This is a genomic window from Phycisphaerae bacterium, assembly GCA_018003015.1.
Taxonomy (GTDB): domain Bacteria; phylum Planctomycetota; class Phycisphaerae; order UBA1845; family PWPN01; genus JAGNEZ01.
Genome location: JAGNEZ010000032.1, coordinates 26,108 through 40,591, shown reverse-complemented (window position 1 = coordinate 40,591; position 14,484 = coordinate 26,108). Strand labels below are relative to the sequence as shown.

Genomic DNA, 14,484 nt, shown 5'->3' with positions numbered 1-14,484 from the left:
CGGCGGAAGGGCCGTCCGGGAAGCCCGTGACGGTGTTTCGTCAGGCGAACGCGTAGGTTGTGGCCGTTTTTTCCACCGCGTCGCCCGTTCAATCGCCCTCCCCCGGCAGATCAGCACGGTCCGCCCCAGCGGCCATTTCGGCGACAGCGGGGATGGCCGCGAGTCGAAGTGGCTATCCCGGCACCGACCGTAACTGGCAGGATCCTGTGGTACCTCACCCCTCCTTCCACCATTTTCGGGCATGGCCTCGTCCCGCCCAGCCGGCCTATCATAGGATTAGGCAGGGTTTGTCTCCACCTGTCGGGAAGGCACACTCTGTCTGAAGAGGCGACCGGCCACTCATCTTCTGCGATTGCCCCAGCGTCGCCCCACCTCCAGCTTCTCTGTCGGGACCGAGAGCGAACAGGCGTGGGCCGTGCCCCTCGCTAAGATCTCCGTACTTCTATGAAGGAGCATATCATGGTGGGCAGGAAAGCGGCAAGGACTATCGTTCTGGCCATCGCGGGTGTTCTCTGGGTCGCAGCCTCGGTGCTCGCCGCGCCATACGAAGAGTACTGGTTCTTCACCCATGGCTATACTTCCGAGCTGATACACCAGGCGGCCGGGCCCGATCGGTTGCCCATGACCGCCGACGATGTCACCGTCCTGTTGAATCCTCACGGATATCTCTCGACTGAGATCATCGACAACGATCCGGCAAGTCCCGGCTACACCTACGCCTACCACATCCGACATGATCCTTGCTGTCTTCCGACCGACGAGCTCGACGCGGGCTTCATGAGCCTGACTACGAAGAGCGAGCCGCAGTTCGGTATCTTGGCTGAAGGCGAAACGTGGACGGACAATCGCCGGGACGACGGCGGCGGGGCGACCGGCAGCGGGGTTCCAACAGACAACAACTGGGATTGGGAACAGAACGACAGTGCGGCAACCGGCCCCGGATGGGAATCTGCGAGCAACTACTTCTGGTATAACAACGCCGGGGCCAACCAGAGAGGGCTGGGCGGCTCGAAATACTACTTCGAGTACAAGAGCCCCGACCTGGCTCCCGGACAGGTATTCGAAGAGCCGGAAGGATATCGTCACTACAACACCCTGCGGCTCACGACGACGGGGACGACGCGGAAGAACATCGCCAGAGACTACAAGGCGATGGAGATCCGCGGGTACCTCATCCCGATTTCGCAGGTCCATTCCCTGCCCCACGGGTCGCTGCACCCGCTGTTCGGCTGGCAGGCGGTGGATATGGCCGACTGGGTACGCCAGAACATTGGCGGAATGGTGGACGCAGGCGGGAACCCGATCGGCTCGTTCCACGCTTGGAGCAATATGGGCGGCGCCTACGAGAATGCTCCTCCCTACAAGTATGTGATGATCTACCAGTCGGACGAGCCGATCGAGGTGTCCGATCCCGTCAACGCCGCATTGCTCGACATCCAGGACGGAGTGAGCCGGTCACAGCGGACCTATGTCATGTTCAAGGCGGACACGGACAGTAACCCGCCCCTGGATATCGCCACCCCTACCCAGGCAAATCCGGTCCTGGTCAACAGCTGGGGCGTCGAAGACATGCGCCGGGCCGATTACTCCCTCCAAGGTAATCTGAAAACGGGTTCCGACGTGGGCTGGAGTCTGACCGATGACGACTACGCGTCGGACAAGCGCGTAGTTGCCCTGCCGGCGGGCGCGGCCGCAGTCTCGGCCTGGGTGAAGCTGCCGACCCTGCAACTTCCGGCCAGGAATCTCGGCGTCGTCATGGGCAAGGCTGTGCTCAGGCTCGATACCGGGCTGGTGGCCGGCAACGCCCTTCAGATTGCCCTGGTGAACGGCGATGAGGCCGTGGCGGTCGGGTCTTTCAAGGTCGGTCGCCCGGCCACCGTGGGAGTGGGTGGTACGGTGGTCGGCGGCCCGGTCACCGGGTCGGTTGGAACGGCCGAACCGCCCTCACCAGACGCCGACGGCGATCAGGACGTGGACGGCGATGATGTGCTGGCTTTCATCGGATGCTACACCGGCCCGACCATCCACACCATTGCTGGCCAGTGCGGCGATGTGGATTTTGACCAGGATAGCGACATCGATCAGGTCGATTTCGGCGTGCTCCAGCGGTGCTTCAGCGGCGCGGGGGTCATGTTCGACACTGACTGCTGGCCGGTGGCGGGCACGAAGTTCAATCCGGGCTCGGCCTACATCGAACTCGCCCTCTGGTACGATGCCACGGCGGGTACGGCCAGACTCACGATCAACGGGAAAGAGATTACGGCCTACACCGCCGGTACCCCGACCGGCCCCTATGTGAGCGGCTTGTATCTGTGGACGAGCAGCGCCGAGATCCTCCGGGTCGACACCATGGCCCTCTATAGCGGCGGCTTCAGCTGTAGTCCAACGGTCGGCGACCTGGACGGCGACGGTGATGCCGACGCCGACGACCTGGCCGCCACCCACGCGTGCTACTCAGGTTCGGGCACGCCCTACCGGACGGGCATCCTGCCGTCCTGCGCCTGCCTGGACAAGGACGGCGACTTCGACGTGGACGAGGCCGACGAGGTCACGCCCTGAGCGGCGCGTGCATCCGCCAAGCATTGGACAGCCGGCGGTGGCCGGCGATCATGGAGGAGGCGCCAAGGGCATGGGCTCGGCCTCGGAGCGGGCCTTCGCGGCGGTTCGACGGTCCCGCTCCACCCGGAACATGATTACTGCTCCCCAGGCGAAGAGAACGGCGGCGATGGCCAGCGGGAGGTGAAAATCCTGCGTCCAGCGATACAGGGCCACCGCCGGAAACTGGCCGACGAGACCACGAATACCCACCATGGTTGCATGAATTGCCAGATAGGTGGGAGCCTGCGAAGCATCGCGAGCGAGAAGAATGGGGCCAAGTGTCCAGGTCAGGTTCACGCCGCTGAGCATGACCGCATAGGCGATGGTGACAAACGTCAGGCTGTTGACATCGTGAGCCCACATCAGGCCAATCGGATAGAAGATCAGCAGGGCGAACGACCACGCCGCGATCGTCAGCGGGCCGAAGCGGTCCATCAGATAGGCGGTCGGGAGCATGGTCACCATCAGCATCAGCTGCAAGACGGTCTGTGTTGAGCGGGCCACCTCCGCATAGGTCAGCTGGAGTTTGTCGACACAGATGAAAGGGAGTAGGGCCCAGCAGATCATCCAGCCCAGACCATAGAGTGAGAACGCCGTCTCGTGCCGCCGGAAGATGCTGTCCTCGCGGAATACTCTCAGCATGTTGTGGTAGACACGACTCAGGCTGGTCAGAAGCGGCTCAGAGCGCTGAGTCTGCCGGCGTTCGACGAACAACTGCTTCTGGGTGATCCGGTAAAGCAGGCCCATGCCCACGCCGACCGCCAGAGTGCCTGCCGGCAGGTACACCCGGAAGGCCTCCGGCCAGTAGTTGAGGCACAAGCCGATCAGGTAGGTGCCCACCATGACCGTGCATTGGCTGACCATCTGGATGACGCTGAAGATGCGGTTACGGGCCATCGGCGGGTAGCTGTTACGCAGGATATCACCGCTCAGCGGCTGCATGCCGCCGAAGCCCGTAGCTGCGACCACGATGAAGAACAGGGCGCTCCAGGCAGTGTAGCACAGCGCAATCCCGCCCAGCGGCGCGATCGCCAGTGTCCACAAGAGGGTCAGGTAGAGCCCGGGACGAGCTCGGCAGTACAGCTCGTTCCAGACCACCGACAACAGCAGCGTGATCGAGATGGCCGCGGTCGAGATGGCCGTCTGCCATTCGTCGGCGGCGAAATGCTGCCGGAGAAGGACAGGCAGCATCTGGTAGACAGCAGCCTGAAGGGCGATGAACGGCGTTGCCCAGAGATGGAGCCTGAGGATGTCCCGGCTTTCCGGAAACGCGACCAACCGATGGAGTATCAAAATCGGCTCCCGCTCATCGTCGACTGCCCTGCGGTGTTAACCGCACGACGCAGCGAGACCATCATCGGGCCTCCACGATCGCTTGTCCAGCCCGTCGAGCCGGCCCCGCGCGGTGCCGTGATGCTTCTTCCCGTCGGTCATGGGCTGCACGGATTCCATCAGCTTAATGACCAGCCTCCGGTAGTCGTCGGCCCGGACGATGGTGCGGACGCCGTGCTTGAAGGTGGAGTCATCGCCCAGCCTGCCAATGTACCAGCTGGCTCGTTGCCGGAAGGTGATACACGCCAACCGCTCACCCTTGAGCCGAACCAGGTGATCGAAGTGTCGGTTCATGAAAGCGATCCGGTCGACCCTCGTCGGCGGCTCGGGAACCACGCCCGTGACCAGGAAGGCGTAGGTGTCGCGGAACAGCCAGGGATCGCGCAGGGCGCCCCGGCCGATCATCACCCCCGCGCAGCCCGTTTGCCGGATCATCTCCGCCGCGTCGCGAGGGCATCCGATCCCGCCGTTGCCGATTACCGGGATCGGTCCCGCTGCCGTCACCACGCGGCTAATCTCCTCGAGTCTGGCCGGGCCGGCGAACTGCTGCTCCACCGTCCGACCGTGGACAATGATGCCGGCGATCCCGGCCTCCTTCAGCGCGGCGGCCAGCGACGGAGCCACGATCTCATCGTCGTTCCATCCCAGACGGATCTTGGCCGTTACCGGCACGCGCGATGCCCGGACGACTCCTTCCGCCAACCGGGCCGCGGCCGGAATGTCACGCAGCAGTGATGCACCGCCCGCGCGGCAGGTGATCTTCTCCGCCGGGCAGCCCATGTTGATATCAACAACCGCCGCCCCATGGTCCTGGCACCAGCGGGCCGCCTCGGCCATCGGCCGGACCTCGCTCCCGTAGAGCTGAACGCACAACGGTTGGTCCCCGGATTCGGTCCGAACCAGTTCCATCGACTTGGCCGTCCGACGCAGCAGCCCGCGAGGGTTCACCAGGTCTGTGTACGCCAGCCCCAGCCCGCCCAGCGGTCGAATCGTCAACCGAAAGGCGAGGTCACAGTACCTGGCGATCGGAGCGAGCAGCAGGTGGGTGACGAGTTCGACGCTTCCAAGCCTCAGCATGGATCGTATTGTACAGGAACATCCCGCAGAGTCCCGCGTTGGGCGTGTCCTGTTGACGGATGAACTCGGGTGCAGGCGAGAAGCCCTTCTCCGATGATGGAGGAAGCCGCGCCGATGGTCGAGGCCACCAGGAGCGAAGATCCACGGCCCGGCCTCTTCACTCGGCGATGAGATCGGGGTGTCCGGGGTTCGCGCCAGAACCTGACCGAGGGCGGGATTGCCAGGGTCTGCCCCCCCATACAACGCTCAATCAGCGGGGATTCGCCGGGGCGGACGCGATTCTCATCTGCGACGGGATCTGCCTCATGCTGCAGCAGTTGCGCCCCTTCGCCTTAGCCGCGCGTAGTTCGGCCTGGGCGACCTGGAGCAACGTTTTGGCCCCGCACCCGGCCAACGGAACGGGGGCCAGGGCCGCTCCCACGCTGATCGTTACCCGATGGCTTCGGTCGCCATGTTTGACCGTACACACCTCGACCGCCCGCCTCAGTCTCACGCAAAGTTGGGCAGCCAGAAGACGGTCCGCGCGGGGCAGAATCGCGGCGAACTCTTCGCCGCCATAGCGGGCCAGGAGGTCCACCGATCGCAGGGTCTTGAGCAGGGCCTGGGCGACGGCCTGCAGCACGACGTCGCCGGTTTTGTGACCGAACGTGTCGTTGAACTGCTTGAACGAGTCGATATCCATCATGACTAAGACGAGCGAGTCGCCCCTGAGCCGGCTTTCCTCCAGGACCTCGGCCAGCCGTTGGTCGAACGCCCGGCGGTTGGCGATTCCGGTCAGTTCGTCGGTGGCCGCCTCTGGCCGGACTTCGGGTTGTCCCTTCTCGGCGACCTCGCTCTGCAGCTGGGCGCTGAGGCGAAGCTCGTTGAGCATGGCCCCGGCCCTGGCCTGGATCTCCTGGTCGCGGGGTTTCGTTCCCGGTTTCATCGAGAGCATGGTCACCAGGTCGTTGAACTCCGCCTTGACCGACTGCAGAACCTGATTCACCTCTTCTTCGGGGATCAGGCCGGAGTTGATGATGGACTGCCGGCGGGTGGCCAGGATGTAGTCTGGAGATGCCTTACAGACGATGTCGCCGGTGTCCGTGGCGGCGCGGATGAGGCTCACCCATCTGCCCAGCTCTGAGTCCGGTTCATACGTGTCGGGGTGGGACTGGGCCCGGATGATGTCCGCCATGTACTGGGGCAGTCCCCATTCGATCAGCAGATCGGCGCCCAGGTCATAGTGCGAGCAGCCCAGGCAGGCGGTCTCGTGCCGTTCGGCCCGGGCGAGCGTGCCTCCGGCCACCTGGAGGACGGCCGGGTAGACGTCGGGCATTCCCACCGCGAACACCAGCTTGCCGATGTGCGACAGCAGGCCGATCGAGAAGGCCTCCTCGGGCGAGGCGATCCGAAGCCGAGCCGCCAGGTGACGAGCGGCCGCGGCTCGAGCCACGGAGTGGGCCCAGAACCGGTCAAACTCGAAAGACTTGCACGCCTTGGGGTCTCGGGTGGACACCAGCGAGAAACCCAGGGCCATGACCCGGACCGACCGAAGACCCAATATCAGCACCGCGTCGCGAACACTGGCGATCTCCTTGCTGGCGCCGAACATGGCGGAGTTCGCGTACTTCAGCAGCCGAAGGCACAACGCGGGGTCAGTGGCCAGCGTGTCGGCCAGGACGCCGATGGACACGTCCTCGGTCTGGCAAAGGCGCAAGACCTCAAGCGCTGTGCCTGGCGCACTGGGCAACTGGGCTGAACGCTTGAGTCTGTCGATGACTTCCTTGCTCATATCCTGCTCAGCCTCGATCAGGCGCTCACGCTTGCCCCAGCATCATCGCCGCCACTTCACAGTCACGAACCAGGAAGGCTCCCAGGTACCGAACCCCATCCTCATATGTGCACACCCCAGCCAAGGCCAGGGTCTCGGTGATGTCCGCCGCAAGCCGGAGCTCTTGAATTCGGACCAGCATCTCGGTCTGCTGACGGGTCAGAAAACCCAGCTCCACCGCGATCTCGCCGAACAGATGGTCCTTGTGGCTGCGTTGTCGATCCAAGACCAGGTCGATCTGGTCCGGTCGCAACAGGCCGTGACTCACTGCGATCATGCCGATCGGTTGCCGAACGAAGCTCCTGCTCTTGCATAAAAGCGCGGCCGCGGAGGCGGGAATGAGATCCCGCTCCGTGAGGAACTCTACGAACGGGTGGGCCATGTCAGAATCTCCACTTCAAGCGGTCTCGGGGGCTCGCCCGGCCTCTCTGGGATACCCGGTCCCCTGTAGGCGCAGGCAGGGTGACTCACGGTCCTTGCTCTGCCATCGGTCCGGCAGGGGGGGCTCGTGAACTGAACGTGCCGTTTCGCGGTCGTCCGACGGCATCGTCCGGGCAGATCGGAAAGCCTCGCCCCTCACTGTAGGGTCCTGACCGGCCGGCGGTCAGGAATGCCGAAGGAGGTCGCCGCCCCGCACCGGCCGGTCGCCGCGTCCGGTAATGACTCCCCGGGGTCGGACGGCTACAATACGCCCGGCCGCGTCCGAGGAGGTTTGTCGGACGGGGTCTTGTGGTCCGTACCCGATGGCCGGCCGCACCGGTAGGAAGGGATCGCCATGTTCGCGAGAAGTGCGTCTTCCACGCATCGTCACCAACGCGTGATCACGGTGCTTTGGGTGGCCTCGGCACTGGCCTCCCCTGTCTCCCTTCCGGGCGCCGTGACCGAGTGGGAATCCTCGCTCCGTCGTAACATCGCTTGGCAGGTCGCCCTGGACAACCTGGGCTTTTCGCCCGGCCTGATCGACGGGCAAATCGGTTTTAAGACCCAAATAGCCGCTAAAGAATTCCAGAGGGTTCGAGGGCTTCCCGTGACCGGCGAGCTGGATGATGCCACCGCCAAGGCTCTCGCCGTCGACCCCGACGCGGTGCTCGGCAAGTACACCGTCGAAGCCGCGGACCTGGCCGAGATCGGCCCCTGCCCGCAGAGCTGGGTAGCCAAGAGCAAGTTGGTCCGCCTGGGTCACGAGAGCCTCGACGATGTCCTCGCCGAGAAGTTCCACTGCAAGAAGGCCCTGCTCAACACGCTCAACCCGAGCAAGTCAATCAACCACCTCAAGGCCGGTGCCCAGGTCGTGGTTCCAATCCTGGGCGGCCGCCAGGAGTGGCCCGCCGCCGCTTGCCTCGAGGTCAATCTCGCCGAGAAGATCATCCGCGTCATCGGGCCGGACAGGAAGCTCATCGCCCTGTTCCATTGCTCGATTGCCGCGAACAAGGCCAAGCTGCCCGACCGGGACGCGGAAGTGATCAGGGTCGCGGCGAACCCCGTCTACAGCTTCGATCCCAAGATGTGGCCGGAGGTCAAGGAGCGCATCACCGAGAAGCTGGAGATCCCGCCGGGACCGCGCAACCCGGTCGGCCGCTTCTGGATCGGTCTGAGTCTGCCCGGTTACGGTATGCACGGCACACCGAATCCCGAGCTGATCGGCAAGACCGGCTCGCACGGCTGTTTCCGCCTGGCCAACTGGGACGCGATCCGCCTCGGCAAGATGGTCCGCATCGGCCTGCCGGTGAAGTTCGTCAACAGTCCTGGTCCCATGGCCCTCAAGTGACCGCCCCGAAGAGCAAGGGGCCGCGGCTGCTTCAGCAACCGCGGCCCTGCAGGCACTTCACAGGAGGAGGGGGAAGGAGGCTTATTTGACTTCAATCTGCCTGGGCTTGGCTTCCTCGCGGGTCGGGATCCGTAAGGTCAGAATCCCGTTCTTGAGCGTGGCGTCGATCTTCTCGGCGTCCGCGGTCGGCGGCAGCTTGAAGTTCCGGCTGTATTCTCCGGACCGCCGTTCGCGTACATGGTAGTTGCCTTTCTTCTCGTCCGAAGCGTTCACAAACTGAGCCCCGATGGTCAGCAGGCCGTTCTCTACCGCCACGTTCACATGCTCACGGGCCACGCCCGGTAGCTCGGCCTCGAATAGCAGGTTGTCACCGTCCTGGCGAACATCAACCCGGAACGCCTCTGGCGTGCTTTCGCCGAGGAACGTGTCAATCGCCCGCTCGAGTTCGCGAGGCCATCGTGCCAGGCCGTCGAAAGCCGCAGGCAGGGCATCATCCCATCGCGTTCGTCCGCAGAAAACCGGCATCATGATCACACCTCCGTATAGTACGAATCACCTGATCTTGTGTTCTGATGGCAGCCCTTTGCCGCCTCGTTCCATCCCTCCATCCTCATCATGCCGCATGCCATGGATTCGGAATCGACGTAACCAGTTGCCAAAGCTCAAGTTAGGAGATGAGCTGCCGCCAAGCCGCCTCCGCCCGTCGCTGCCATCCTGACAGCCGATCCGGTCCGCTGACGCGCGCAAACCCTGTTCTTAGAGCCACTTACAGGCTGCCCTGCCTCTTCTGGACACCTGCCTGGGCTCCCTCCACGCCGCCCGGATGCCGAGGCCGGCCCGCGCCCCTCTCGGCTTCTGGCCTCTCTGCGTTCGGCTTTGTGCTCCGACGGCTCGACGCTTATGGTCAACAGGAATGTGCCTGGCCGGTCGGCGCCGGCGGCCTGCTTCGAGGACGTGCCCGTGCCCATTCGCCTTCACCTGCTCATCGGCTGCACCGCTTGCGGCAAGAGCGCCGTCGGTTTGGAGCTGGCCCGCCGGCTCGGTGCGGAGATCCTCTCCGTTGACTCCATGAAGATCTACCGGCGGATGGATATCGGTACCGCCAAGCCGACGATCGAGGAACGGGCCCGGATTCGGCATCACCTCATCGACATCATCGAGCCGAGCGAGTCCTACAGTCTGGGCCGGTTCATCGAGGACGCCGACCGTGTCATCCGCGAGACCGCGGCTCGCGGCCGGCCCCTGGTGGCCGAGGGCGGCACCATGATGTTCGTTCGCGGATTGGTTTCCGGCGTGTTCGAGGGGCCGCCAGCCGATCCCGCCTATCGCCAGAGCCTGCGTGACCGTGCCGCGAGGGAAGGCTCCGCCGCGTTGCACACCGAACTGGCTCGGGTGGACCCGGCCGCCGCCGCTCGCATTCACCCCAACGACCTGCGCCGGATCGAGCGGGCCATGGAGGTCTATCGCGCTCGCGGCCTTCCGATCAGCGAACTGCAGACCCAATGGTGCGGCTTCACCGGTCGGTATGATTGTCGGGTGGTCGCCATCCGCATGCCCAAGGAGGACCTCAACCGGCACATCAATGCCCGGGTCAGGCAAATGATCGCCAGCGGCCTGGTCGAGGAGGTCCGAACTCTTCTGTTCGAGCCGGCCGGTATCGGCGAGCAGGCCGCCCAGGCAGTCGGCTACGCCGAGATCATCCGCCATCTGCGCGGCGAGCTTTCCCTGGACGACGCGGTCGAGCAGATCAAGATCAATACCCGCCGCCTGGCCAAGAGCCAACGCACCTGGATGCGGCGCATGCCCCGCATCCGCTGGGTGGACGTCGCCGAAGGCGAACCCGTCGAGCACATCGCCGACCGCGTCAGCCAGTCCTGGGAAAGCGACGAACAGCGAACCATGGGTCACAAGGGATGAGTGATGAGAGCGCCTTTCAGCGGGCTTTTCAGCAACAGACGGGGGGAATGGAGTCAAACCGCCAAGGCGCCATGACGCGGAGAGGGCAGCCGTGGGCTTCGAGGGTTTGTCATGGGCGGGGCGAGGGGACGAATCAACGGCTCTTGCTCCTTTGTTCCTCAGCTGCCCCTTGTTCTTCCCCTGAGTCTCAATCCTCCATCGGCCGCGACACGGCTGGATTTCCGTCGAGGCGCAAGGACCTCGTCAACATGTCTTCAACCCTTTATCGGATCTCTTTCCCGTATTGGAGTCGCGGAACGACTTCAAACGTCTCGACATCGGGGTCGATGGTGACCGTGGTTCCATCCGCAAAGGTCGTCCTCTGCCTTCGATGCTTCTTGTCAAGGAACTCGTGGTCCTTCATTTCCAGCAGGGCGACCCGGCCGTTCAAGGCGCACATCACCCGAGCCATCTCGAGTTCCGGCTCTTTCGGGTCGTCCACCGATATGTAGGGCACGCCCCCGTTGAGCAGTCCGAGCAGATAGCCGCTGTGTTCTTTGGGGATCCCGAAGAGGGGATCCCCTCGCTTGCCCATGAACCATGGCGTGATCAGTGCATCGTGGTAGACCAGATTGAACAGAGGGATAGGGATTCCATGCGCGGGCCCGTCTCCGAAAATCGGGTCCACCCAGTGAGGCGCGTGGTGGACGAGGCTAATATGCTTGACAGCCCAGGAGGTGGGCTCTTCCGAACTCACGACGCCCACCTGAGTCCGGATGTAGTCGAGGCAATCTCCCCAGCACTCGAGGGTTTGCGTCCTCGTGGAGGGGTGTTCGACGTTGTAGCACTCGGGCGGCGGAATGACCGCGAAAACATCGAGATAGGCCCCGCCGACACTCAACCCCATCTGCCTCATCTTCTCGTAGTTCTTCTTCACGTGCCCCGGCGAGAGACGCGGACACATCCAGGTCTGTTTTCCACCCGCCCAATGGGAGATATACAAGGGCTTTCCGTCCTCTCCCTGCCGGGCGTGCCTGTCCTGGAACGACTTCGCATCTACGTAGTAATCGTGATACTGGTCGTGCAATGCGAAGATATACCCATGCCCCCTGCAGGCATCGGCCAGTTTCTTCAATCCTTCCCAGCCTCCGCATTCCTCGCTCGGAGGGAGGCAGTCGGGGTGGAGATTGTCATAACCGCGGAAGCCCCATCCGTCCAAATGAACGTACAGGCGCTTGACTCCCTTTTCCGCAACGCCGTTCAGTTGCTCCACGCGGGTGGAGAACTTGGTGTAGGAGTGGTTCTTTCTCGGATCTTCCTTGTCAAACGCCGTGGATCCAGGCTCATAGTGGTTCAGTGCCCCGATATGAGCCACCGGGCTCCCGATGAGCTTCTCGACCGCCGGATTCCGCGCGATCTTCTCCTTGAGAGAGATGAAGTCGCCCTTCAGGATCGAATACTCCCTGTACCTCTTGGCCATCTGGACGTAATGGCCCTTCAGCAAGGCAAGCCTGGCTCTTCTCGGGTAGCGGAATTGCCCGAGGCTGTGATGCCATTCCAGGGCCATCCTCGTTGGGCCGCCCGCGGGATGGGCGAACTTGCAGGCGGCATCATCCGGGGTTTCGACGATCAAGATCGCCGATCGTTCCCCCTTGGAGTGCCCCCACCACGGCATAGACAAGCAACGGTCATAGCAGAAGTTCCCCCAGAGAGTGACTTGTCTATCCCAGTTTCTCGGCAGCAGCATCCCCTGCATGGCCGGTATCACCGTGCAATCCACGTCCTCTCCGACGAACGCCTTGGGCCAGCAACACCTCTTGATCACCGTCGTTCGTTCGATCGGCACGATGTCGAACAGGATATCCTCGGTGTTCACCTCCATGCAGACGAACAGCTGTACGGTCAGGTCGAGCGTTTGCGCGGCATCCCTGAATTCGCTCAGCTTGATAACGAGTCCGGTCATGAAGCCCGTGTCGTAGGGCTGAATGACGGTCTTTCCCGCCTGGGTCAGTCTGAGGTTGAGCTCAGCCGAACCCGGAGGCTGGACCACAATGTCGTCGGGTCCGGAGGGCTCCAATTTCCACGTGATGCCACTGCCCGTGATGTTCACGGCCAGGTCGGCCGTGTTGAGCGCCAGCGTCTTCTGGACTCCCGCGATCGTCCATATGTCATTCGCCTTGGCTACGCTGACTCTTGGCTGGCCCCAGTCCATGTCGTCAGTTTGCGGCGGATGTTCATTGACCGTCTTCGGGTGTACCTGGGAGAACAACTCGCCGCAAAAGAGCAGCGGCAACATGACGACAGTCACGGCAAGACGAAAAAGGTTCATATGAATCTCCCCTTCAGTTGATGTACGAGGCTGCATGTGACGCTTACATCGACTTGGAGTCTGGGGCCGGCGCCACGGTCCCACGGACCAGGAGGTGCGAGGATCCCTCGCTGGACGTCGCCGACCGCGCCCTCTTGCGAAGCGCCATCTGATACAGGGTTCGTCCCTCCCGAAGGTACTTGATCTCGAAGTTGGTCTGCACCCGCCCCTCGACGACACCCGCCTCGGGTACGTCGAACGCCACTTCCTCCAGTCGAGGCTCGCCGCGGGCAACCGCGCGGATCTGCTCGAAGTACTCGGCATGGTCGGTCTGGATCGCCACCCGCCCGCCAGGAACGAGGATTTCGACAACGGCGGCCAGTAACGCCGGCTGAATCAGCCGTCGCTTGTGATGTCGTTTCTTGGGCCACGGATCGGGATGGTAGATGTGGATGATGGTCACACATTCGGGCGGCATCTGGTACATCACCAGGTGACGGGCATCCGTCCGCATCAGTCGGACGTTGGTGACGCCGTGACGGACCATTCGATCGGCCACATAACGACAGATCTTGTTAGCCCACTCGATTCCGAAGAACCGCCGATCGGGATGGGCCTGTGCCCGGCGGAGTAGAAAGCCGCCTTTGCCCGTGCCAATCTCCATCTCCACGGGATGGTCATCGCCAAACAGGGTCCGGAACGAGATCTTCTCGCCCCTGCCCGGCGCGGCCACGATGATGTTCTCGATTCCCAGCATGTCTTCTCGCCTTCGCATCGACGGTGGGTATCTTGACGAAAGCGCCGCCCTCGAGCAACCATGTGGGGGGAAGCGTCTTGGGGTCGAGTTGATTGTCGGGGGGTTTGCCCTGATACTCCTGCAGGGTACAGGGGTACCGATGAACACGATACGCCGCAAGCTGGCCGAGAACCTCAAACGTTTGCATGATCGGGTACGCGGTGCCTGCGAACGCAAAGGCCGGCGGTTTGAGGACGTGCGCCTGATCGCCGTGACCAAGATGGTCGAGATCGACATCATTCGCACGGCCATCGAGATGGGGCTCGCCGATCTTGGCGAGAACCGGGTCCAGGAACTCATTAAGCGAGCCAGCATGGTCCGTGAGCATCTGGCCAGACGGCGCCGGATGGAAGGGCCTGGGACGCCGGCCGAGCCGCAATGGCACATGATCGGTCACCTGCAGCGGAACAAGGTTCGGGCGCTGCTGCCCTGGACCGACTGCATTCACTCGCTGGACAGTCTTCGCTTGGCCGAGGAGATCAGCGCCGAGGCGGTCAAGATCGGCAAGGTCATACCCCTGCTCATCGAGATCAATGTCTCCGGCGAGAAGAGCAAGGGTGGGATGGCCGTCGGAGCGATTTCGCATTGTGTTGAACTGCTCCGGGCCCTGCCCGGGATCCGCATCACCGGCCTGATGACCATGGCTCCGCTGGTGGACGATCCTGAAGAGGCCCGACCGCACTTCGCCCGCCTGCGCGAGCTGCTGGATGACCTGCGCTGCGAGAGGCTCGTTGCGCCCGACTGTCGCGAGTTGTCCATGGGCATGAGCAACGATTTCGAGATTGCCATCGAGGAAGGGGCCACGATGGTCCGCGTTGGCCGGGTCCTTTTCGAGGGCGTCACGCCTTGACGGCCATCGCGCTTTCCTCTCCGCCCGGTCTCCGTTAATCTATGGTCCT

The 14,484-nt window shown here is 63.3% G+C and carries 11 protein-coding genes; 4 read left to right on the top strand and 7 right to left on the bottom strand.

Going from position 1 to position 14,484, the window contains the following annotated elements; translation table 11 throughout:
- Window positions 1–459: 459 nt before the first annotated feature.
- Complete coding sequence (locus tag KA354_14720) at window positions 460–2,559, top strand: hypothetical protein (protein MBP7935896.1); 2,100 nt, start codon at window positions 460–462, stop codon at window positions 2,557–2,559.
- Between the two features lie 48 nt (window positions 2,560–2,607).
- On the opposite strand, the gene KA354_14715 is transcribed toward KA354_14720, so the two are convergent.
- The 4 genes from KA354_14715 to KA354_14700 all read right to left on the bottom strand — a co-directional run bounded on the left by KA354_14715 (window position 2,608) and on the right by KA354_14700 (window position 7,199).
- Window positions 2,608–3,891, bottom strand: a complete 1,284-nt coding sequence (locus KA354_14715; protein MBP7935895.1) for an MFS transporter — start codon at window positions 3,889–3,891, stop codon at window positions 2,608–2,610.
- Between the two features lie 36 nt (window positions 3,892–3,927).
- Window positions 3,928–5,007, bottom strand: a complete 1,080-nt coding sequence (locus tag KA354_14710; GenBank protein MBP7935894.1) for a tRNA-dihydrouridine synthase — start codon at window positions 5,005–5,007, stop codon at window positions 3,928–3,930.
- Between the two features lie 250 nt (window positions 5,008–5,257).
- Window positions 5,258–6,778 carry a GGDEF domain-containing protein gene (locus tag KA354_14705; protein MBP7935893.1) on the bottom strand — a complete coding sequence of 507 codons (1,521 nt, stop codon included), beginning with the start codon at window positions 6,776–6,778 and terminating at the stop codon, window positions 5,258–5,260.
- Between the two features lie 25 nt (window positions 6,779–6,803).
- The gene (locus KA354_14700; GenBank protein MBP7935892.1) at window positions 6,804–7,199 is read right to left on the bottom strand and encodes a hypothetical protein; all 396 of its coding nucleotides are present in this window, start codon (window positions 7,197–7,199) and stop codon (window positions 6,804–6,806) included.
- Between the two features lie 393 nt (window positions 7,200–7,592).
- Here KA354_14700 and KA354_14695 point away from each other — a divergent pair, with 393 nt between their 5' ends.
- Complete coding sequence (locus KA354_14695; protein MBP7935891.1) at window positions 7,593–8,585, top strand: murein L,D-transpeptidase; 993 nt, start codon at window positions 7,593–7,595, stop codon at window positions 8,583–8,585.
- An 81-nt stretch (window positions 8,586–8,666) separates the two neighbouring features.
- Here KA354_14695 and KA354_14690 read toward each other — a convergent pair whose 3' ends face one another.
- Window positions 8,667–9,113: an Hsp20/alpha crystallin family protein gene (locus tag KA354_14690; GenBank protein MBP7935890.1), complete on the bottom strand. Its 447-nt coding sequence runs from the start codon at window positions 9,111–9,113 to the stop codon at window positions 8,667–8,669.
- 432 nt (window positions 9,114–9,545) lie between these two features.
- On the opposite strand from KA354_14690, the gene miaA reads away from it, so the two are divergent.
- Entirely contained in the window at window positions 9,546–10,502 is a 957-nt protein-coding gene (gene miaA / locus KA354_14685) for a tRNA (adenosine(37)-N6)-dimethylallyltransferase MiaA (protein MBP7935889.1), read from the top strand.
- Window positions 10,503–10,764: 262 nt separating this feature from the next.
- Here miaA and KA354_14680 read toward each other — a convergent pair whose 3' ends face one another.
- Window positions 10,765–12,810: a hypothetical protein gene (locus KA354_14680; GenBank protein MBP7935888.1), complete on the bottom strand. Its 2,046-nt coding sequence runs from the start codon at window positions 12,808–12,810 to the stop codon at window positions 10,765–10,767.
- Window positions 12,811–12,853: 43 nt separating this feature from the next.
- Window positions 12,854–13,546, bottom strand: coding sequence for a tRNA (guanosine(46)-N7)-methyltransferase TrmB (trmB, locus tag KA354_14675; GenBank protein ID MBP7935887.1), 693 nt, complete (start codon window positions 13,544–13,546; stop codon window positions 12,854–12,856).
- 139 nt (window positions 13,547–13,685) lie between these two features.
- Here trmB and KA354_14670 point away from each other — a divergent pair, with 139 nt between their 5' ends.
- Window positions 13,686–14,435 (top strand): YggS family pyridoxal phosphate-dependent enzyme, encoded by a 750-nt coding sequence (locus tag KA354_14670; GenBank protein ID MBP7935886.1) that lies wholly within the window; start codon window positions 13,686–13,688, stop codon window positions 14,433–14,435.
- The last annotated feature ends 49 nt before the right edge of the window (window positions 14,436–14,484 follow it).

What these genes read in the sequence shown, in the direction of transcription:
- KA354_14720 (MBP7935896.1), top strand. Translation starts at nt 460, where the DNA reads ATGGTGGGCAGGAAAGCGGCAAGGACTATCGTTCTGGCCATCGCGGGT.
- KA354_14705 (MBP7935893.1), bottom strand. Translation starts at nt 6,778, where the DNA reads ATGAGCAAGGAAGTCATCGACAGACTCAAGCGTTCAGCCCAGTTGCCC.
- KA354_14690 (MBP7935890.1), bottom strand. Translation starts at nt 9,113, where the DNA reads ATGATGCCGGTTTTCTGCGGACGAACGCGATGGGATGATGCCCTGCCT.
- KA354_14700 (MBP7935892.1), bottom strand. Translation starts at nt 7,199, where the DNA reads ATGGCCCACCCGTTCGTAGAGTTCCTCACGGAGCGGGATCTCATTCCC.
- KA354_14680 (MBP7935888.1), bottom strand. Translation starts at nt 12,810, where the DNA reads ATGAACCTTTTTCGTCTTGCCGTGACTGTCGTCATGTTGCCGCTGCTC.
- KA354_14695 (MBP7935891.1), top strand. Translation starts at nt 7,593, where the DNA reads ATGTTCGCGAGAAGTGCGTCTTCCACGCATCGTCACCAACGCGTGATC.
- KA354_14710 (MBP7935894.1), bottom strand. Translation starts at nt 5,007, where the DNA reads ATGCTGAGGCTTGGAAGCGTCGAACTCGTCACCCACCTGCTGCTCGCT.
- KA354_14670 (MBP7935886.1), top strand. Translation starts at nt 13,686, where the DNA reads ATGAACACGATACGCCGCAAGCTGGCCGAGAACCTCAAACGTTTGCAT.
- trmB (MBP7935887.1), bottom strand. Translation starts at nt 13,546, where the DNA reads ATGCTGGGAATCGAGAACATCATCGTGGCCGCGCCGGGCAGGGGCGAG.